Source organism: Novosphingobium olei, from assembly GCF_037076535.1.
Classification (GTDB): domain Bacteria; phylum Pseudomonadota; class Alphaproteobacteria; order Sphingomonadales; family Sphingomonadaceae; genus Novosphingobium; species Novosphingobium olei.
Map to the genome: position 1 here is coordinate 3,535,377 of NZ_AP029021.1, position 18,217 is coordinate 3,553,593.

Sequence of the window (18,217 nt, forward strand, 5' to 3'; positions counted from 1 at the left end):
GCCACGTTCAGGATTCCAGCGCGGCGATGCGCTGCTCTTGTGCCGCGATCAGAAACAGCGCGAGCTGCTCGATCCGCAACCCGAAGCGGTTACCTGCCGCCTGGACCAGCGTCTGCGTACCAGTTGGCCGCCGCTCGGTGGAATCCTGCATGATCTCGACCACGGTCTCGATCGGCTCGCCATCGCTGTTGACGATGTATTTCGAGCGGTGAACGACCTGCACCGGCACCTGAACGGTAACGGTCTCGTAATCGTCCTCATAGCGCGCCTGCCAAGTGTCGAAGCAGAGGAACGCCGTCCTGAAGCTGGGGCCACTTTCAACGTAAACGTCGGCGGCAATGCTATCGTCGAAAGCGTCCTCCAGACCCTCTTCGACCAGGATGCGCGCCACTTCCTGCGCCCGGGGGCCAAAGTGCCAGCGCGCGCCATCCGGGCCCTTTTCGGCCAGAGCATCGTTCCACTGATAGAACCCAAGTTCGCCGATGATCCGGCGCGCGGCATTCAGCTCCGCTGGCGACAGACCCAGATCAGATCGGAAAGTCTTGCTGCGCTCGTCAGACGTTGCAATCGTGCTGGTCGCCGCGTGAAGCTGCGACCAGCGCTTGCCCGCCGCACCGATAGTCTGGGTGTTATCCGCACCCGGCTGCACAGACCCATCAGAAGCGGCGACACGAAGCCGGGTTGAGGCGCCTGTCTCGTCATAGACCTGGAAATCGGCGGACGAGCCAGCACCGATGATCCACTTGCGCGAGGCGTTTTCGAACTGCTGCCAGACGTCGGACCCGTAGAGCGACAGCGTGCGCGAAGGTGACGTGTTGTCACCAATCCGCAGGTTGCCGGCAAGCGCGCTTGGCGCAGAGCCAGCTCCCAGAAACGCCCAGCGCCCTGTGCCGCTGGTCATCTCGGAACGAAACGCTGCGGTAAGCGGCGCGCCGGACGACATGTTGCCACAGTCGAACCCGAGCGCTGCCGTGGTGATGCGCGAGGCATGGCCCTGGTTGCCGCACTTGAACCCGACCATCGTTCCGATCGTGCCGGTGCCGTCGAGCAAGTCGACATCCTGCGCATAGAAATCGAAGGCCGTGGTGATGTTGCCGGTGCCTTCATTGGCGGTGTGCCATTCCACGCCGCGGCAGGTTATGACATCGCCCGTGGCCGAGCCTAAGCGGCCGAGCCGGTTGAAACCCTGCAGCCCGTACTGGAAGGTGAGCGTGCCTGCCGTATGCCGTGCTTCGCTCTGACCGCTCATCAGGCTGATCAGCGACGCGCTGTTCGCACCCGTCAGCTGCACCCCGAGCAGCATGGTGCGATAGTCGGTCGATCCGTCGCTCGCCCCGGTCAGGGTCGGGTAGACCTGCGCCGGCGTGGTCGTGCCGCTCGCTGCCGTGCCAACGTTGCGAGAGCCCCAGCTGCTGATGTGATCCTGGACGGTGCCGCCGCCCGACTTGCCGACCTGCGCTGCGCCGCCGGTTCCGGCCAAGCTCGACTGACTGGCATACTTACCATCGTTGTATGCTACCGTGCCGATCGTGCGCTGCGCGACCGCGCTGCCTGAACTGTTCAGATAGATCGTGACCGTGCCATCGCCGTTGTTGACCGCGAAGAACTTGCCGCTGGTGGTGGCGGCAATGCCCGCCGACGTGCTGGCATAGACTGGCCCGACCAGCCCTTCGGCCGCAGCCTGGCTTGCCGCCGCCGCAGCGGCAGCTGTGGTCGCGCGCTGTGCCTGCTGCGCCGCCAGCAGTGTATTGTCGCCCAGCATGATCAGGCGTGGCGTGGTGGACAGATCGACCATGGCTTCAGGCTTTCGCTAGAACGGTGAAGGCCCCGCCGATCAGCGCCATCTGCGTGCCGCCGGCAGGGGTGAACTTGATCATCATCGGGAAGGACTGGACGCCTTCGCCCACGGCATCGGCGGGGAAGACCGTGGTGTCGGCAATGGCCAGCGTCCACGTGGTGTAGTCGTTGACTGAATCGTAGCTCGGCCCGCTGACCGATGGCGTGGCGATCGGCGTTGCCGCGTCGACCGCAACGCTGATGCTGGCCACCAGCGTGCTGCCCGCCCAGTTGCCCGGCAGCGCGATCACCATGCCCCAGGGCAGGCCCCGCACGCCTTGCGGAATAACGTCGTCGCCAAGCGCGTCGCCGCCCTTCCGGCCTTCCGCCAACGCGGAAAGCCAGCTGTCGAAACTCGTTTTCATGGGTTCCCCCTACTTGGCGACCCAGCCCGAAGAGCCGGTGCCCGATTCCTTGACATAGAGCGTCGAGCCTGCGCCGCCGTCGCTGCGGGTGTAGAGCGAGCCCACCGGCGCGCTGACCACGCCCGCCGGGCTGCCGGTGCCGGTCAGCACGATTGCGCCGCCCGCCGACCAGTAGGGCAGGCTGTTCCACGCCGTGGTGCCGTTCCCCAGCTTGGCCTTGCCGGTGTCCGTTTCCACAACAAGCTCGCCCGCCAGCGGCACTTCGTTGACCGCGGCAAGGTTTGCCGCCGTGCCCCGGCGCAGCGTTAAGCGCAGCGCGATCGTGGTCACGGCGTCACCACCCCGCCGTCATAGACGGTATCGGTGGCGGGCGTGCTGTTGGCATCGGCCACATCGTCGCGCGCGGCGCCGCTTGCCCCCGCGACCGCCGCATTCGGCGCAACGCCGGTGACCGCCAGCGCCTGCGCGTGCTTGCCAGGCGTTTCGGTCTGCACCGTCACCTTGACCACCAGCGTCGCCGGATCGATCGACCGCTTCAGCACGATCACGTCACCGCTCAAGCCATAGCGCGGCAGGTCCAGCGTGTAGCACTCCCCGGGGCGCACCGTGCGCCATTGCGGCAGCAGCGGCAGTTCGATCGGCGCCTGTTCGCGGCTGTCGAGCACGCGATAGGCGGCAAGCTGCGCCGCCTGGTTGACCTGCTTCACGAAATTGAACGGCCATTCCTGCTTCTTTTCCTCGCCATCGGCCGTGACCAAGCTGGAAAAGGCCACCGGCCCCGCCGCCATCATTTCCCAGTTCGAATTCGAATCGATGTAGCGCGGCACGGCGGTGTTGAACCGCTCGGTGTAGGGCCGCATCCCCGGCACGCTGACAGTGCCCGGGCCAAGGTCGGCTTCGGTGATCGTGCCCAGCGAAACCGCCGGTGCCTGATATCGCACCGACAGCACCGCCCCGGAAAACGCCGGTTCGGCCCCGCCCGCTATCGCGATGTCGCGCAGGTTGCTGGCACGAATGCCGCTGTCGCCCGGTTCGAACAGGCGGCCGAAGATCGTCCAGCCATTGGCATCGCACACGTTGGCCCATGCCGAAATCTTGATCCAGTCGATCGCCGCCGATGGCAGGCCGATGCCGATCACCTTCTTGCCGTTCTGGTACCGGCCAAACGCATACATGCCGTAATGCAGCGCCGGGTTTTCCGACCATTCATAGGTCGATTCCACGCCCAGGCGATGCGCGCCCGACCCGCCCGGAAAGGTGCTGTCCTTGCGGGGATCGTACACCTTCACCCACTTGCCATAGGCGCCCATGACCGGGATGCCGCTGGCATAGCGCTTGCCCTTCTTCGAGAACTTGAAGTTCCACCCGATCGCTGCACAGCCCGAAAGCTTCGACGCGCTCGACCAGTTCGGCGCGCCCGACCAGAACGGCACCAGCGCCGCACTTTCCGGGCATTCGCCCAGCTTCGTCGCGGTGCCGAGATAGTCCGACGTGTAATAGCCGGTGTCGACAGCCGCGTAGTCGAAATAGGGCGCGATGCTGACGATCGGCCCGTGACCGCAATAGACTTCGACGATGTAGCGGTACGGGTTCTTGTCCGCGCCATAGCTGCGCTGGTAGCGCCGCACCCCGCCGACATAGCCTTCGCCCATCACGTAGGGCCTTCGCGCGTCGACCTCGATCACCACCTGGCTGGCCGAACCGCGCGCCGCCGGCGGCTGTGCCGTGATTGCCGCCGCCACGTTGGCCACGGCCGCAACGGCGGCGGCAATGGGCTGGATCGGCGAAGGAATCAGAGCGATCACGCCCGCGATCTTCCCGATCGTGCTGAACACGCTAGACACGGAACGCCCCCGTCACCGCGGCGGGATCATAATCGATCACCACCATTTCCGCCGTGTCTTCATGCCACCCGATCAACTTGTGCGGCCCCGCGCAGACGAGAATGCCTCCAAGCCCGTCCGGTCCGTCCGCCGTCGCAAGGTCGCCCGGCAGCATCGCCGCCGGCGGGATCTCGGGCAGCATGCTCGCCAGCATCGCGCGAACATCGGCCCAGCCTCGCGCGTCGAGCGCGCGCCGGGCCGCCAGCAGGCTGCGGATCGCGGGCAGCTTTTCCGGCCGGTGCCCCATCTTGCGCAGGTGGAACCGCGCCATGTGGACGCAGGTCGTTCCCCCGCGCCAGTCGAACGGCTTGGCGCGGTATTTCTCGAGCGTGGCGGCCAGCGCCTGCTGCCGCCGGATCAGGTCGGGCTTAGTGGTCACGAGCTGGCCACCTTGCGCGCCACCCCGCCCCACAGCGAAGCGCCGCTGGAAGACCCGCTTTCGGTGCCCCAGTAATCCATCACCAGCAGCCCGCTTGCATCGTCCATGCCGGTTTCACCGGGCCAGACCGACTTGTGGAAAGTGGGCGAAAGGCTGTTGCCCTCGCTCTTGTTCAGCAACCGCTCGGCCAGCGGCGTCAGCGTCACCTGCAGCTCGCGCGATTGCTCGCTGAAGGTCAGCACGGAACTGTCGAGCAGGCCGATGAACTGGATTTCGGGCGCTCCCACCACCGCGCCCGTTTCCGGATCATAGGCGGCGGTCCAGAACTGCACCGTTGCCGCCTGGTTGGCGGCGCTGTTGATCGCGGCCGGCGCTGCGCTATCCGGCGGCAGCAGCGTCATGCCCATCACCGGCATTTCCGAACCCACGCCTTCGGTCAGATCCTCGATCGCGCCGATCGCGCCATAGGTCGGGTCCTTTACGGCATAGGTTTCGCTGCCCCAGCGGATCACCCCGCCATCGCACAGCCGCACGGCACCGCCGGGCAGGTCCATGCGCATCAGCCCCACCAGCGAAAGCCGCCGCATCAGTTGGCTTCCTCGATCGCGATGGCGGGCGGCACGAACAGGCGATTGACGGGGATTTCCCACGCAACGTCGCTGGTCAGCACGCCTTCGATCTGCACCCCGGTCAGCTTGACGGTTGCGCTGTCGGCCAGCGCGCAGCGCAGCGGCGGCCACACCGCCAGCGTCGCCTTGCCATCACTGCCCGCGCGCACGGTCGCTTCGGCCACCTGGTGCAGGTAATGCACGCCGGCACCATCGATCACGTTGAGCCAGTACCCTTCCTTGGCGAGGTAACCCGGCGTCAGCCCTTTCAGCTTCAGCGTGGTGCCCGCGCTGTCCGTCCCGTCCACCTGCGGCGATCCGGGCGAACCCTGAACGGCGCCGACCAGCGGCCAAGCCACGCGGATGCCTTCGCTGCGCGCGCGGGCGAGCCGCCCCACCAGCAGCCGTCCGCTTTCGGGCGTCATCGCCGGCAGCGTGAATTCTGCGGCATAATGCATGCCCGGCCGATCGACACGCAGCGATGCGGCATTGCCCGCCGACTTCAGCACATAGCCCGGATCGACCAGCTGCGGCTTGACCGCCGACTGGCTGAAAGGCGCGGCCAGCACGATCACCAGCCAATCCTCCGCGACTGCGAACGCACCACCTTGCGATACCCCATTTCACCGCCCGCCCCGGCGATGGCCGGCGCCGCGCGCATCACACGCCCGTCGACCACCACGTCGAAGTATTGCGACGGCACGATCTGGATCCGCTGCGACCCGCTCCCGGGCCCCGTGCCATGCGGATAGACCTTGCTGCCGCGCGGCAGGTTCACCAGCTCGGGCCCGCGCTCGCCAACCATGGCCAGGCCACCCGGGTGGAAGTTCGTCCCATCGGCATAGCCCGGCACCTTTGCATTGATATCGGTTTGGATCTTCTTCCCGAAGGCACCGATGCTTCCCAGCTGCAGGCCAAGGCTCAGGACGCCAGACAGGATGTCCAAGAAGCCGCCACCCTTGATCGCACTGGCAAGGTTCTGGATTGCCCCGATGGTATCTTGCGCCATCTCCTTGAAGTTCTTGGCGATTGCGACGGTGGTCACCTCGGCCTTGGTCTTCATCCGGTCCATCACATCGCCCAGCTTCACGGCCTCGACATCGATCGGCCCAGCCATGATCGCCTGTGCCGCATCCATGTTCCCGCCGCGTCCCTCTGTCGCCAGACGGTTGCGTGCTTCGTTGGCCTGTGCCGGGGACAACATCCCGGCCTTCTGGCCCTTGTCGATTGTGGCCGCGTCCGAACGGTACTGGTTGAGCGCCGCAGCTTCCGGGAACAGCCGGTCGAGCAGCTGCTGCACGTCACCAGCCAGCGCCTTGAACGCCTCCTTGGTCGACTCGGTAGTCTTTTTGGCCTTGTCGACCATGACGCTGTCGAGCCGCAGCATCTGTGCCGCGATGCCATCGACCATGTCGGGAATGTAGGAGTGCCCGACAACGGCGTCATACAGGCCGAAGAACCCCCGCTTGACCGCGTCGATCTTGTTCAGCACGCCATTCCAGATCGCCGTCAGCTTTCCGCCGACCCATTCATCGATCCCGCGCACCATGCCCGACACGAAGCCGATCACCGCCTGAGCCATTCCGCCGAAGATGTTGCCGATCGCGTTGACGAAGTGGGTGGCCAGATCCTTGGTCGCGTTCATCGCGCCGCCGAAATCGCCGGACAACAGATCGACAATGATCCGCACTGCGTCGCTAATGACCTGGACAACCCCGGTGATCAGGCTCGCGAGCGCGCGCAATACGCCCGGCAGTGCGCCGCCCCACGCTTCGAGCAGCACCATGCCCAGCTTGCCCAGCGCGCCTACCAGTTCGCTCGATGCAATTTCGCTGAACGCCTTGTTGACCGCGTCCAGCATCGCCGCCGTTGCCGGCCCCAGCGCCTGCTGCATCGCAGCCCAGACCTGTTTCAGGATGGGCGCGACCTTGTCCCAGTTCGCATAGATTGCCGCACCGACCGCCGCGACCGCGCCGATCGCGAGCAACCACGGGCCGAATGCAGCCGTCAGGCCGACGATCGCGGCTTTTGCGACCAGCAACACGCCACCTTCGGCGAAGGCCACACTTAACGCCCCCAGGAAGGGCGCCATCGCGGTGACGACAGTGCCCAGCACAGTCAGCAGCGGCCCGAACACCGCCGCCAACCCCGCAGCAATGACTAGACCCTGCTGCATCGCTGGCGAGAGCGAATTGAATGCCGTCAACAGGTTCGTGATCGCAGCCGTGATCGGCGGCATCATCTGCAGCAGTTGCCCGCCTACGGCTTCCTGAAAATCATCGAAAGAATGCTTCAGCGCCGCCATCGGATTTGCCTTCGCGGCGGCTTCTGCCGATCCGGCAACCTGCTTTTCCAGCTCGGCAAGGATCAGCTTTTGCGCCCCCGCCGCATTACCCGCCGCCACCATGTCCTTGATCATGGCCTTCTGTTCGGCCGAAAAAGAAACACCAGCACGCGACAGGGCGCTGATCCCCTTCACCGGATCCTGCAGCGCCTTGCCCAGCATCATCGTGGCGCCCTGCAGGTCCATGCCGAATTTCGCGGCTAGATCTACCGCATCCTTCTGCGCCTGGTCGAACACCTGCCCGCGCACCGCGCCAAACGTCAGCAGGTTCGCCGTTACTTTCCGCAAGATCTCGTCGTCGTCGTACAGCGACTTGTGCATCAGGTCGCTGGCCATGATGCCCAGCTGCTCGGATGTGCGCCCGGCGGCGTTGCCCATCGACGCGATCGACGCTTCAACCTGCGCCATGGCATCCCTAGATTCCATCGCGGCCTTGACCGACGCATAGCCGAACGCGACGAGCGGGGTGGTGACGGCCAGTGACAGCTTCTGGCCGAGCGAGGTCATCGCCTTGCCCTGCGATTCGATCTCGCGCGACATCTTCGCCGCGCGCTTCTCGACCGCGCTGGCGCCCCTTTCGAAGGCAGCACTGTCCAGGCCAAGGGTGACGCGCAGCGCACCGATCAGCGATGACATCGGATCAACCTTTCTGCCGGGCCGCTCGGGCCGCCTTCATGATGCGAATGGTGTGGAACATGGAGCTGATGCGCGCGGCAGATCGATCGGGCCGTGCCTCGCCGGTCATGTCTTCCAAGTCAGGGAACGACTTGGGATCAGCATGGCCCAATCTGGCGATGTGCCAAGCCAACCACCCGCGCCGGCGATGGTAGGCGCGCCGGGCCAGATGGATTTGCCGCCATGTGGCAGACCAGAACTCCGGCAGGCTCAGCCCCGCCTCGAGCGCCCCGCCGAGGAGATCGTCCCAGTCGATTTCTTCCGGTTCGGACACGGCTTCCCGTTTCCCTCCGCACTCGGATCCGGCTTCGGTGCCGCCGCGTTCATGCCCAGGGACAGGGCTCGCTGCACATCGGGATCGCCGATCATGCGCGCGGCGTGATCGAGTGTGACGTCCGGATGCTGATGGCGAAGTCCCGCCTGGATTAGGAAAGCGAGTAGCGACAGCTTGGGCGGGTGCCCGAGGGGATCCTCCTGCGCCAGAGCGATGTGTCGCATCACCTGCAGGATCGAACAATCGGCCTCGCGCTCGAAAAACGCGATCGCCTTCATGTCAAAGCGCATCGTGTAGCGGTCGCCCCCGAAATCGAAGGCGACCGCGCCATCAGCAGGCGTCATGCGCTGGCCGCCTGCGTGTACGCACCGCTGACCTTGATCGTGAACGATGCAGTCTGCTTGCCGTCGATGGTCAGTTCATCGACGCCATAGGCGGTGACGAAGCCCGAAAATTCCATGTCTTCGGTGCCGGTCGCTGCCTTCACCACGATTTTGAAATGACGGATTACGCCATCGGTCACCGCCATGATGAACGCATCGTCACCTGCGCTGCCTGCGATGTAGTGGACCTGGCCGGAAACTTCGCCCGGATCGTAGATGCCGGCGGCGAGGAATTCCTGCGCGCCTGTGCTAGACAGCGTGGTGGCATCGATCGTCTCGCGCGACCGCTGCGGCGGAGTAAGCGACAGCAGCTCGGCGACTTCCGTCAACGCGCCACTCGATGCCCCCATGTGCAGCTCGGCGCCAAGCGAGGTTTTCGCGTTCATGATCAAAGCTCCTCGTGATAAAATTTTAGTTCGATCTGCTGGTGAAAAAGGTCACTGCCTCCGGCCAACTGGGGCTCCTCGATCGTTCGGTCTGCTTCGAGCATCCCGGGATGGAACCGCCACCCGTCGACGTCGGCCGGTGCCGTCATCGTCGCGATGACCGCGCGCTTGAGCGCAATCGCGCCCACGTCCGTCGCGGCGTAGCAATCGAACCGCACGCGCGGCCGATCGACACCATCGGGGCCGCCATGAGTCCAGGACTGGCCTGGCGAAATCTGCAGCAGCGTTAATGCCGGCAGCGGATCGCCTTCGGCCCGGCCAAACCAGCTGATCCGGTCATCGACCACGGCCGAAACCGCCGCAGCGGCCGAAAGCCGGGCGATCAATGCTTCTTCCATGCCCATGCGTCAGCCTCGCCGTGTCCGCGCCGCTTCGCGCTCGATGCCATCGCCCAGCGACTGGGCAATCTTTTCCAGCGCCCGCGCCCCGCCGTGCATATCCCACGCCGGCGTCAGCGATGGGTTGGCGGCCTGGTGCCGGTTGCCAAATTCTTCGGCAATGCCGGCAGGATCCGCCGTGCCGATGTGGATCTCAATCTCGCTCGGGCCCGGACGCGGGCTCAGCTTGCGTTGACGCTTGTTCAGGCGCGTGCCCATGTTCTCGTTGTTGACCAGCGTGCCCGTGGCGATCGTCGTCCGCGCCTTGTAATCGTCCAGGATCGGTTTGCCCCCATCGCGCAGCGCCTTGCGACCGATGCGCTTTGCCATCCCCGTCGACAGTTGCAGCAGCGCGTCTTCCAGATCCTTCAGGCCGGACAGCTTGAACGTGGTGTTCGCCATCAGCTGCGCGCCGCGGTCGCGGTGAATTCAATTTCGGTCGCCGAAGCCCCGCCGATCGGCGCCACGCCGGTGATGTCCCAGGCAAGCCCGTCGTGACTGATCCTGTCGCGTACGGTCACGGTTCGCACCGTGCTGTCGGCCAGCACGCGGAACGTGGCGGTCTGCACCGCCTGCTCCCCCGCCGCCGCGCGCCGCTCGGCGCTGGTGCCCCACGTCACGCTGGCAAACCGGCTGCACAGGTCCGACCAGGCCGGCGCCGCCTTGCCCCCCAGTGCCGATCGCGCAGCCCCGTTCCGCTGGAACGTCACCCGCTTGTCGCGCCGCCCCGCGGGTAACGTCATGCGAAGCCCCACGAACGGGTATAGCCATTCAGCATCGCCACAACGCCCGCAGGCAAGTCGCCACTCTCACGGTCGCGATACCAGGCCGAAACGGTGGTGATGATGGCCTTCTTGAGCAACGCGGGCACAGTCTGAAAGCCAGTCTGGAAATCGACAGTAACACCGCCGATCTGGCCGTCGGTCGCAGGCCACGCCGTCGCTGGCATGATCCGGCCCGGCACGGAGACCAGGTCGACGATATAGGCCGCGCTCGACAGCGTGCGGACGATGCCCGCGCTATCGCGATAAGTGATCGAGCTGACAGCCGTTACCGGCCCGCCTGGCAGCTGGACCACAGCCGGAAAGACATCGAGCGTCAGCCGCCAGGCTTGGCCGCAAATGCTCGAACCGGTGCGACGTTCGATCAGCTCGGTCGCCGCCGCGATGTCCGCCGTCAACAGCGCATCCCAATCGGCGCTTTCGATGCCCGCCTGCGCCTTGACTTCGGCCAACGTGACGGCGGTGGCGATCGGCCCGGTGACGAGTGTCAATCCCATGTCGAACGCTCCACCGTCAGCGCAGAAGGTTAGGCGTTGGCGCCAGGGTCGGCCTGATCAGCCGGCTTGGCGGCGGCCTGAAGCTGGATCGCAGTGGCGATTTCTTCGCCAGTGCTGCGCGCGGCATAGCCTTCCGGCGGATAGTTTTCTGCCAGATAGCCTTCGGCGATGAATTCCAGCACGGTCGGCCCGTCCTCGCGCAGGGGCTCGGGCTCCGATTCCGGGGCTTCGACGGTGGTCGGGACCTTGTCCTTCACGCGCTGCGCCTCGCGCGTTTCGATCATGGCGTCCGCGTCGAGGCCGAAGCGAGCTGCCGATTCCTCGGTCATCACGTCGCCAGACTTGAAACGCCGTTCGGCCGGCGCGGCCCACAGGATCTGCACCTTCATGGCTGTATCTTTCGAAAGGGAATGCCCCGCATTGCGGGCTGAAAGCGGGGCAGGCCTTTGGCCCACCCCGCCGCGTGTCGCGGTTCTGCGCCGCTTACGAAGCGGCGTTTGCCAGCAGCTTCACCGCTCCGCCGACGTCGATCAGGTTGCCGCCGGTGCGCATCCACGCAAGGAAGCCGACCTGGCCGAGCTTGGCATAGGCCGAGTCCGTGAAGCGGAACATGGTCACGTCCATCACATCGCGGATGTTGTAGAAGCTGAAGTCACCGAACGCGATCGACTTGGCGTTGGCCGCCATAGCAGCCATGTCCTGGTTGATCGTGATCGCCGAACCCAGCAAGGTGTCGGGAACGCCACCCGGCACGCCTGCTTCGTAACCGGGGACGAAGATCGGCCGGCTCTGACCGTCCTTCATCTGACGGATCTTCTTCAGCGTGCTGTCGTTGAACATCCATCCGCAGTTGCCAAGGGCGCGATAGGCGGGGTCGATCGAGTGCTGCAGCTCGACCAGCGAATCATACGTCACCGCGGTAACCTGCGACGTGCTGTTCGGGCAGGTGTACCCGGTCGCGGCGGCGGTAATAAGCCCGGTGGGCTGACCGCTGCCGGTGCCGACAGTGTACCCGGTGTTGGTGATGCGGCCGAGGCGCGTGGCGAGGCGGTTGCGCACGAAAGCTTCCACATCGATGCTGCTGTCCTGCAGCAGCTCGTACGGGATCGCGACCACCTTGGACGAAGCCTTGTAAACAGGCAGCCCGATCGTGCCGAAGGTCGGATCGGCGGCAGCGGCAGCAGCATTTTCCGCAACCCATTCGCCCGTTTCGGTGGTGCCGTCCGAAGTCGGGAACGACATAGGGTTGCCCTGTGCAGTCGACAGCACCGTGGCCACCGAACGCATCGCGCCGAAGGCCTTCATCGCATCGAGCAGCGAGGCCACGACTTCGGTCTGGACGGTATAGCCGCCTTGGTTGCCCGTGCCGACCGACATGGTGTTGAGGATTGCCTGGCGATCTTCCGGCGCCATGTTCTCGACGCCGAGCCGCAGGTACTTCGCATAGAGCGACATCGTCTTGCTGCCAGTGTCGCGGGCGATGCGCTCGGCGGCGATGATCGCGTTGGCGTCGATCGCGTCTTCGACCATGCGCTCGTTGGCACGCTGGATGTTGCTGATTCGCGCATCGATCGCGTCCAGTTCAGCCAGCCCCTGGTCGTAGATCGGCTGATCGACGGTGGCGTTCCATTCGGCCTTGGTGGCCAGTTCGTTCAGCGCCTTTGCCTTTGCCGCGCGCTGCTCGCGGAGAGCCTGGATGCTCATGTCTTGCTTCTCCATAAAAAAACCCCGCCGACATGGCGGGGCCGGTGTGCTGTCTGGCGCGGCGCGTCAGGCAGGTTGGCGTGACCGGAGCGCCGCGACGCGGCGGTTCCGTTCGATCTGGTCGTTAACGTTCGAGTTCGCGGCTTCCGCGGGCCCCTCGATCGTCAGATTTGGCTCGATGGCGGCCTCGGGATTGGGCTCACGCTGCACCATCGGCGCGACGGGCGCGTTGCTATAGGCCGAAAGGTCCCACCGCGCGCTCGCATTGGGCCCCGGATCGCCCGCCACTTCGTCGGCCAGCCCCAACGCGATCGCTTCCTCGCCGGTCAGCCAGGTTTCCGCCGCCATCAGCGCGGTGAAGTCGGCCGGGTCGATCCCGCGACGCCCGGCGGCGGCGGCATAAGTATCGGCGATGGTGCCGTCGATCTTGCCCAGCAGTTCGGCGCTGGCGCGGAAATCGTCGGCGTTGCCCATGGCGATGGTCCACGCCTTGTGCACCATGATCATGCCGCCCTGCGCCACCGCGACGTGATCGGCCACGGCGACCAAGAACGTCGCGGCCGAAGCAGCGTAGCCGTCGACATAAACAGTCACCTGGCCGGGATAATCGCGGATCGCCTGCGCCATCGCGCGGGCGGCGAACACGTCGCCGCCGGGACAGTTGATCCGCACCGACACGTCGCCCTGCATCCCGCGCAGCGACTGCACAAAGGTTTCCGCATCAACCCCGCCGAACCATTCCGCATCGGCCTTGCTCGAGACTATCACGTCGTAGAGGTAGATCGTGGCCCCGGCGTCGCCCGCCTCGGCGCGAAACTCGCCCCGGCGGGCGTTGGCCGCCAGCAGGTTAAGCAGCTTGTTGCGGTGCATTGGCTTGTCCTGTCGTCTGTTGACCGGTCGAAAGCGTGCCATCGGTCGGCGTGCGCTTCAGGTTTAGTTTCCGCCGCACTTCCTCCGGCGTCATGAAGCCGGGTTCGCCCGCGCGGCCGACGCCGATGCGGAACGATTCGAACAGCGTCTTCATGTCCGATTTCTCAAGCTCGAACGTGTCGAACTCGGCCACCTTGCCGGCGGTGCGGAAGAACTTGCGGTTGATCTCGGTCTGGAACTTGTGAAGGTGCTGGCGCAGCGTGAAGCGGACGAACCCAGCGCCCATCGATTCCACTCCACTGCCCCAGCTCGTCGTCTTCTCGGTGTGCCCAATCATGAAGGGCGGGACGCCATAGATCCGGGCGATTTCCTCGATCTGGAATTGCCGTGTTGCGAGCAGCTGCGCATCCTCGGCTGTCATGGTCAGCGGGATCGCTTTGAACCCTTGGCCCAGCACTGCGGGTTGATGCGCATTGGCATAGCCGGAATAGAGCTGGACCCAGCGCGCCTTGATCTGCTCGGCGGCCTCCTGATCGATCACCTGGTCGCTCGACAGCACTACGTCTGGCCGCGCCGAGTTGGTGAAGAACCGACCCGCGTATTCCTGCGTTGCCAGTGCGACGCCGCCGGGGATCGCCAGCACGTGGCGAAGCGGGGAAACGCCGCGATAGCCGTCGAAGCCGAACCCAGGCACATGCAGCATGTCGTCTTGGTCGAAAACGTCGTACTGCCCGTTCTCGCGCCAGACGGCATAGATAAGCCGCGTCCGGTCCGGCGAAAGCAGCACGTCGACCTTTTGTGGGTGCACCGGCTCGATGCCCACGATCTTCGATCCCTTGCGTACGATTGGCGCAAAGGCATCGCCATGGAACAGGAGCGAGCTGGTCAGGTACTCCCAACCCGTCGCTGCATTCCAGCGCGGAAGAAACTCTTCGTTCAACACCCAGCGCAGGTCATCGTTGAACACCTGGTCGCGCTCGCCATCAGGCGTTTCGCGATACAGATTGATCGGCAACGCCGATATTGCGCCTGCAATCAGGTTCACGCAGGCATAGGCGGCCGAGATCCGCAGGACGCTCTTTTCCGTGACTGCGGGCAGTCCGGGGAGCGGCGCGTAGAAGTCGGTCCACAGGGGATTATCCCGCACGATCTGCGGCAGCGGCGTCTGCGGCCGATCAGCGTTTTGCGCTGGTGTGGACTGCCCACCCCCTCGCATGCGCTTGTAATCGTCCGGGCTCATCACACGAACACCTGCAGCACCTTCGGTTTGTCTGCCGCCACCGGGCCGCGCGCCAGGCACGATGCCGCGTTCAGCATGGCGATCACGGGATCGATCTTCATCGATCCCGCCGCTTGCTTCGTCATCACCAGCGCACTCCCGGAATAGGTCACCTTGGCGTTGGACACGGCCCACGCCATCATCGGCCGCCCGCCATGCAGCGCGCGCCCGTCCTTCAGCATGCGCGGCAACGCCGCGATCACACCGTTCAGCATCCAGCCTTGCCCTTGGCCGACCAGCAGCGGCGGCACGATCCCGATCGAAGCCATCGCATCGACCAGCATCGGCGAACCGACGCGATCGACCGCGACGCCATTCTCTGCCGGGAACAGGCCTCGGTCTTTCACCCGCGCCAAGTATCCGGCCAGCTCGGCCATGTCCTGCGGCAGCGGCACTTCGATCGCCTCGCCCTTGGCCATCGCTTCGGCCAGCACCGCGGCATCAAGCCGGCTGTCCTCGTCGCAGATCGTCAGGTCGCCCGCTTCCTCGAACCCGCGCAGCACCGAAACGATATCCTTGCGCCGGTCGAGCACGTCGGGCCACGCCCACGCGTGGTGCCAGAACAGCCAGCGCTGCGTCATCCGTTCGCGCCCGGCCACGCACAGGCCGAGCAAGTCGTCCTCACCGCCGCCGTCCACCCCGGCCGTCACCACTTCGCAGCGGTCGAGCAGCGTGTCGAGCGACGCCAGCGCCGGATCGCCCGCCGCTTCCCAATGGTCCGCCCCCCGCCAGCGATCGCGCCGCAGCCGCAGCCCGATCTCCACGTTCAGGTGCTTTGCGAGGAAGATCTGCAGGCCCTCGCCTTCGCCCGTCTTTTCCTTGGTCAGCTCGCTCGCCAGCCATTCCTCGTCGACCGACTTGCCGAGGTTCGGGTTCGTCACATACCAGTTCGCCGGATCGAGGTAGGCTTCTTCCTCGATCATCTTTTCTGGCCATTCGAACAGCATGCCGAAACTGGTGTTATCCGCCACGTCGCCGTCGCGGACCGACCGGAAGTACTCGAGCTTTTCCTTGAACACGCCCGCCGGCGGCTCGTCGCTATGCGTCGTCAGATAGATGACGAAGCCTTCCTTGCGCGAAACCAGTCCCCCGGTCGCCTCGCGCAGCATGCCCTTGGCCTTGGCCTGCTTGCCGAACAGCCATAACTCGTCGACCAGGACGAACGCCGCCTTCTTGCCGCTAACCACGCCGCTGTCCGCCGCCACGATCTTCAGTTCGGCCTGCGTCACCCGATGCCGGATCAGACGCTGATTCTCGATCACATGGAACAGCTTGGCCAGTTCCGGGTCGGCCTCGATCATGCCCTTGGCCGGGCCGAAACTGTTGTTCGCCACTTCCATGGTCGGCGCCAGCACCAGCAGCTCCGACTGGTGCCGCCAGTTGCGGATCAGCGCCGTCAGCATGATGCCGGCGGCGATCGTCGACTTGCCGTTCTTCTTAGCGATCAACAGCAGGAAATCGCGGATCAACCGTCGCCCGCGCTTGTGGTCGTACGAGCCGAACACGGCGCGCACGAAATCGAACACGAACTCTTCGCAGACTTCGCCCAGCGTCGGCCAGGTGCCGTCTTCCTTGGCGGGAAGGTCGGTCATCTGCAGGCGCTTGAACACGCCCAGCGCCGCTTCGGCCTCATCCGGAAACAGCGGCGCGAACGGTACCAGGCTGCGCCCTTCTACGATCCGCTCTTCCCAGTCCGGGCAGGCGGTGCTCCACGTCATCCGCGTGCCTTACTGCAGCGAAGGGGGCGCCGGTGGCGCGAACATGCCGCCCACGCCGTGCGCGTTGATCTTCGCCTCTTCCTTCTTCCCAAGCTTCGCCGGCCGCGCCTCTCGCTTGGGCGTCGCCGCCATCTGCTGCGCCTGGGCGTTGATTCGCTCGTTATGAAGCATCGCCGCCAGCGCCTTCTCGGCTGCCACGTTACCCTTCTCGGCTTCGCGGTTCAGACGCTCAAGCTGGCGCGCCTTCATCATCAGGGGCGCAAGGCCCGCGCGGCTGATCTCGTTAAAATAATGCTTGTAGAACGTGGGTTTAGTGATGCCGAGCACCTTGGCGACGTCCATTGGCTTGTACCCGGCGGCAAACAACAGGCTGACTTTGCTGGAGTTTTCGGTGGTCCAGACGTGCGCGGGCCGGCCCCGCCCCCGTTCCGCCAGCAGCGGCAGACCGAACAGGTCCGTATCGCCGTCCGAAATTCCCGAACCCACGAAAAAAAATCTCCAAATGAGAGGGGCGGTGGTCGAAGCCGGTTCAGGCCGTCAGACTTTCACCCACCCCCCGGGGCCTCAGCTGATCCCCGACCGAGCGCGCTTCGACCTCGCTGTCTTCGCCTGGTGCTCGCTGTGCGTCAGCCATTGCGTGTTCTTGGGATCGAGATCAGCGCCGCCATCCTTACGCTCGACGATATGGTCGAGGATCAACCGCTCGTTTGGCTTGGCCCGAGCGCGAGCCTGCTGATAATCCCGATCGAGGCGACGTCTCACGACCAGCCTACGCCATTCGTTCGACTGGTAGAACGTGTCGGCCCGCTTGACCGGCAGCGGCACCGCCGCGCCCATGGTCGGCAGGCCGGGCTTCATGCTCGGCAGCTTCACATGACGATGTCCCGATGATTGAGGATCGACGAGACGCTGGTGCCCAGCGTGGCGGCCATAACAGCCCTGCCAAACGTCTCGCCGACTGTATCTATCAATAGGCCCCAAAGACCCCGGAAACGAACACCCTAAATTTTACCCCGGAAAGCGGAATGGTATTGACACGTTCCGGGGTATCAAATCCGCCATTCCGCTTCGCGCGCCACCCAAATTGCATCAGAATTCGACCCCGGAATTTTCCGCTTCGATTGCCGCCAGACGCCGCAGCGTGCGCTCGTACCGCATGCGAATGGTGTCCGTGGTCAGGCCCGATTCGCGCCCGCCCAGCACTTCCCACACCCGCTCCCAGCGAAAGCCACCTGCGCCAGGGCGCGCCTTCATCGCCAGCACCACCGCCACCAGTGGCCGGTTGTCCGGTGCGATCTCCATCGAGAGGCAATCATCGTCGACCCAAACGCGATCGCGCAGGCGAACCTCGCGCCGGTTGAGCTGCTGGCGCGGCCGCGCCTCTTCGTCGGCATAGTCCATGATCTTGTCGCGGATGATCGCCGGCCACGCCGATCGCGCCCCGCTGGCCAGCCAGCCCCGCTCCTGGTCGGGGCTGCGCATCAGCAGCTCCCATGCCTCGAGCAGCGTGTCTTCCATCGCCTCTATGCCTGCGTCTCGTCTTGCCATCCTTTGATCCCCTTACAGTTCAGAACAGATTTCATTTCTTCCGCGCGGGTGAGCGCGCAGGCACAGGGCAAATCAGGGCGCAAACTGTCTGACCTGTCGGCCCGCCCCGGAAATCAGGCATTCAGACTGTCAGCCCAACTGTCTGGCGACTGTTCGCCGAACCGTTCGCGCAGCCCCAAATGCCCCTGCGATCCTCGCTTCATTGCCCCGGCTGCATCGGGTTCCGAACAGTCGTCCCGACAGTTGACC

23 protein-coding genes are annotated in these 18,217 nt (G+C 65.1%); all 23 read right to left on the reverse strand.

What is annotated here, in order from left to right:
* Positions 1 to 7: 7 nt before the first annotated feature.
* Positions 8 to 1,795, reverse strand: a complete 1,788-nt coding sequence (locus AACH40_RS16695) for a tail fiber domain-containing protein (protein ID WP_338643362.1) — start codon at positions 1,793 to 1,795, stop codon at positions 8 to 10.
* Between the two features lie 4 nt (positions 1,796 to 1,799).
* Positions 1,800 to 2,201, reverse strand: coding sequence for a hypothetical protein (locus AACH40_RS16700; RefSeq protein WP_338643364.1), 402 nt, complete (start codon positions 2,199 to 2,201; stop codon positions 1,800 to 1,802).
* A gap of 9 nt (positions 2,202 to 2,210) precedes the next feature.
* A complete protein-coding gene (locus AACH40_RS16705) occupies positions 2,211 to 2,531 on the reverse strand; it encodes a hypothetical protein (RefSeq protein WP_338643365.1) in 321 nt (106 codons plus the stop codon).
* Positions 2,528 to 4,045 (reverse strand): hypothetical protein, encoded by a 1,518-nt coding sequence (locus AACH40_RS16710; RefSeq protein ID WP_338643366.1) that lies wholly within the window; start codon positions 4,043 to 4,045, stop codon positions 2,528 to 2,530. Before AACH40_RS16710 ends, AACH40_RS16705 begins: the two co-directional genes overlap by 4 nt.
* Complete coding sequence (locus AACH40_RS16715) at positions 4,038 to 4,463, reverse strand: DUF6950 family protein (protein WP_338643367.1); 426 nt, start codon at positions 4,461 to 4,463, stop codon at positions 4,038 to 4,040. The genes AACH40_RS16710 and AACH40_RS16715 overlap by 8 nt, the downstream gene beginning before the upstream one ends.
* On the reverse strand, positions 4,460 to 5,050 hold the full coding sequence (locus tag AACH40_RS16720; RefSeq protein ID WP_338643368.1) for a hypothetical protein: 591 nt from the start codon (positions 5,048 to 5,050) through the stop codon (positions 4,460 to 4,462). Before AACH40_RS16720 ends, AACH40_RS16715 begins: the two co-directional genes overlap by 4 nt.
* On the reverse strand, positions 5,050 to 5,646 hold the full coding sequence (locus AACH40_RS16725; protein WP_338643369.1) for a hypothetical protein: 597 nt from the start codon (positions 5,644 to 5,646) through the stop codon (positions 5,050 to 5,052). Before AACH40_RS16725 ends, AACH40_RS16720 begins: the two co-directional genes overlap by 1 nt.
* A complete protein-coding gene (locus tag AACH40_RS16730; protein ID WP_338643370.1) occupies positions 5,643 to 8,051 on the reverse strand; it encodes a phage tail length tape measure family protein in 2,409 nt (802 codons plus the stop codon). Before AACH40_RS16730 ends, AACH40_RS16725 begins: the two co-directional genes overlap by 4 nt.
* 4 nt (positions 8,052 to 8,055) lie before the next feature.
* Positions 8,056 to 8,364 carry a hypothetical protein gene (locus tag AACH40_RS16735; RefSeq protein WP_338643371.1) on the reverse strand — a complete coding sequence of 103 codons (309 nt, stop codon included), beginning with the start codon at positions 8,362 to 8,364 and terminating at the stop codon, positions 8,056 to 8,058.
* On the reverse strand, positions 8,301 to 8,708 hold the full coding sequence (locus tag AACH40_RS16740; RefSeq protein ID WP_338643372.1) for a hypothetical protein: 408 nt from the start codon (positions 8,706 to 8,708) through the stop codon (positions 8,301 to 8,303). The genes AACH40_RS16735 and AACH40_RS16740 overlap by 64 nt, the downstream gene beginning before the upstream one ends.
* The gene (locus tag AACH40_RS16745; RefSeq protein WP_338643373.1) at positions 8,705 to 9,133 is read right to left on the reverse strand and encodes a phage tail tube protein; all 429 of its coding nucleotides are present in this window, start codon (positions 9,131 to 9,133) and stop codon (positions 8,705 to 8,707) included. The genes AACH40_RS16740 and AACH40_RS16745 overlap by 4 nt, the downstream gene beginning before the upstream one ends.
* Positions 9,134 to 9,135: 2 nt before the next feature.
* Positions 9,136 to 9,519 (reverse strand): DUF3168 domain-containing protein, encoded by a 384-nt coding sequence (locus AACH40_RS16750; protein WP_338643374.1) that lies wholly within the window; start codon positions 9,517 to 9,519, stop codon positions 9,136 to 9,138.
* Positions 9,520 to 9,540: 21 nt separating this feature from the next.
* Positions 9,541 to 9,972: a hypothetical protein gene (locus AACH40_RS16755; RefSeq protein WP_338643375.1), complete on the reverse strand. Its 432-nt coding sequence runs from the start codon at positions 9,970 to 9,972 to the stop codon at positions 9,541 to 9,543.
* On the reverse strand, positions 9,972 to 10,313 hold the full coding sequence (locus AACH40_RS16760; RefSeq protein WP_338643376.1) for a head-tail adaptor protein: 342 nt from the start codon (positions 10,311 to 10,313) through the stop codon (positions 9,972 to 9,974). The genes AACH40_RS16755 and AACH40_RS16760 overlap by 1 nt, the downstream gene beginning before the upstream one ends.
* Positions 10,310 to 10,849 (reverse strand): head-tail connector protein, encoded by a 540-nt coding sequence (locus AACH40_RS16765; RefSeq protein WP_338643377.1) that lies wholly within the window; start codon positions 10,847 to 10,849, stop codon positions 10,310 to 10,312. The genes AACH40_RS16760 and AACH40_RS16765 overlap by 4 nt, the downstream gene beginning before the upstream one ends.
* Positions 10,850 to 10,878: 29 nt before the next feature.
* Positions 10,879 to 11,238: a hypothetical protein gene (locus tag AACH40_RS16770; RefSeq protein ID WP_338643378.1), complete on the reverse strand. Its 360-nt coding sequence runs from the start codon at positions 11,236 to 11,238 to the stop codon at positions 10,879 to 10,881.
* A gap of 94 nt (positions 11,239 to 11,332) precedes the next feature.
* Entirely contained in the window at positions 11,333 to 12,553 is a 1,221-nt protein-coding gene (locus AACH40_RS16775; RefSeq protein ID WP_338643380.1) for a phage major capsid protein, read from the reverse strand.
* Positions 12,554 to 12,619: 66 nt separating this feature from the next.
* Positions 12,620 to 13,423, reverse strand: coding sequence for a head maturation protease, ClpP-related (locus AACH40_RS16780; RefSeq protein WP_338643381.1), 804 nt, complete (start codon positions 13,421 to 13,423; stop codon positions 12,620 to 12,622).
* Positions 13,401 to 14,663 (reverse strand): phage portal protein, encoded by a 1,263-nt coding sequence (locus tag AACH40_RS16785; protein ID WP_338643382.1) that lies wholly within the window; start codon positions 14,661 to 14,663, stop codon positions 13,401 to 13,403. The genes AACH40_RS16780 and AACH40_RS16785 overlap by 23 nt, the downstream gene beginning before the upstream one ends.
* On the reverse strand, positions 14,663 to 16,420 hold the full coding sequence (locus tag AACH40_RS16790; RefSeq protein ID WP_338643383.1) for a terminase large subunit: 1,758 nt from the start codon (positions 16,418 to 16,420) through the stop codon (positions 14,663 to 14,665). The genes AACH40_RS16785 and AACH40_RS16790 overlap by 1 nt, the downstream gene beginning before the upstream one ends.
* 9 nt (positions 16,421 to 16,429) lie before the next feature.
* Entirely contained in the window at positions 16,430 to 16,906 is a 477-nt protein-coding gene (locus AACH40_RS16795) for a hypothetical protein (protein WP_338643384.1), read from the reverse strand.
* Between the two features lie 78 nt (positions 16,907 to 16,984).
* Positions 16,985 to 17,293, reverse strand: coding sequence for an HNH endonuclease signature motif containing protein (locus AACH40_RS16800; protein ID WP_338643385.1), 309 nt, complete (start codon positions 17,291 to 17,293; stop codon positions 16,985 to 16,987).
* 216 nt (positions 17,294 to 17,509) lie between these two features.
* Complete coding sequence (locus tag AACH40_RS16805; protein WP_338643386.1) at positions 17,510 to 17,968, reverse strand: hypothetical protein; 459 nt, start codon at positions 17,966 to 17,968, stop codon at positions 17,510 to 17,512.
* Positions 17,969 to 18,217 lie beyond the last annotated feature (249 nt).

Bases quoted from the DNA above. Each gene is read 5' to 3' on its own strand.
- AACH40_RS16770 (WP_338643378.1), bottom strand. From the start codon at position 11,238: ATGAAGGTGCAGATCCTGTGGGCCGCGCCGGCCGAACGGCGTTTCAAG.
- AACH40_RS16740 (WP_338643372.1), bottom strand. From the start codon at position 8,708: ATGACGCCTGCTGATGGCGCGGTCGCCTTCGATTTCGGGGGCGACCGC.
- AACH40_RS16720 (WP_338643368.1), bottom strand. From the start codon at position 5,050: ATGCGGCGGCTTTCGCTGGTGGGGCTGATGCGCATGGACCTGCCCGGC.
- AACH40_RS16730 (WP_338643370.1), bottom strand. From the start codon at position 8,051: ATGTCATCGCTGATCGGTGCGCTGCGCGTCACCCTTGGCCTGGACAGT.
- AACH40_RS16775 (WP_338643380.1), bottom strand. From the start codon at position 12,553: ATGAGCATCCAGGCTCTCCGCGAGCAGCGCGCGGCAAAGGCAAAGGCG.
- AACH40_RS16700 (WP_338643364.1), bottom strand. From the start codon at position 2,201: ATGAAAACGAGTTTCGACAGCTGGCTTTCCGCGTTGGCGGAAGGCCGG.
- AACH40_RS16785 (WP_338643382.1), bottom strand. From the start codon at position 14,663: ATGAGCCCGGACGATTACAAGCGCATGCGAGGGGGTGGGCAGTCCACA.
- AACH40_RS16780 (WP_338643381.1), bottom strand. From the start codon at position 13,423: ATGCACCGCAACAAGCTGCTTAACCTGCTGGCGGCCAACGCCCGCCGG.
- AACH40_RS16805 (WP_338643386.1), bottom strand. From the start codon at position 17,968: ATGGCAAGACGAGACGCAGGCATAGAGGCGATGGAAGACACGCTGCTC.
- AACH40_RS16790 (WP_338643383.1), bottom strand. From the start codon at position 16,420: ATGACGTGGAGCACCGCCTGCCCGGACTGGGAAGAGCGGATCGTAGAA.
- AACH40_RS16695 (WP_338643362.1), bottom strand. From the start codon at position 1,795: ATGGTCGATCTGTCCACCACGCCACGCCTGATCATGCTGGGCGACAAT.
- AACH40_RS16760 (WP_338643376.1), bottom strand. From the start codon at position 10,313: ATGACGTTACCCGCGGGGCGGCGCGACAAGCGGGTGACGTTCCAGCGG.
- AACH40_RS16765 (WP_338643377.1), bottom strand. From the start codon at position 10,849: ATGGGATTGACACTCGTCACCGGGCCGATCGCCACCGCCGTCACGTTG.
- AACH40_RS16745 (WP_338643373.1), bottom strand. From the start codon at position 9,133: ATGAACGCGAAAACCTCGCTTGGCGCCGAGCTGCACATGGGGGCATCG.
- AACH40_RS16755 (WP_338643375.1), bottom strand. From the start codon at position 9,972: ATGGCGAACACCACGTTCAAGCTGTCCGGCCTGAAGGATCTGGAAGAC.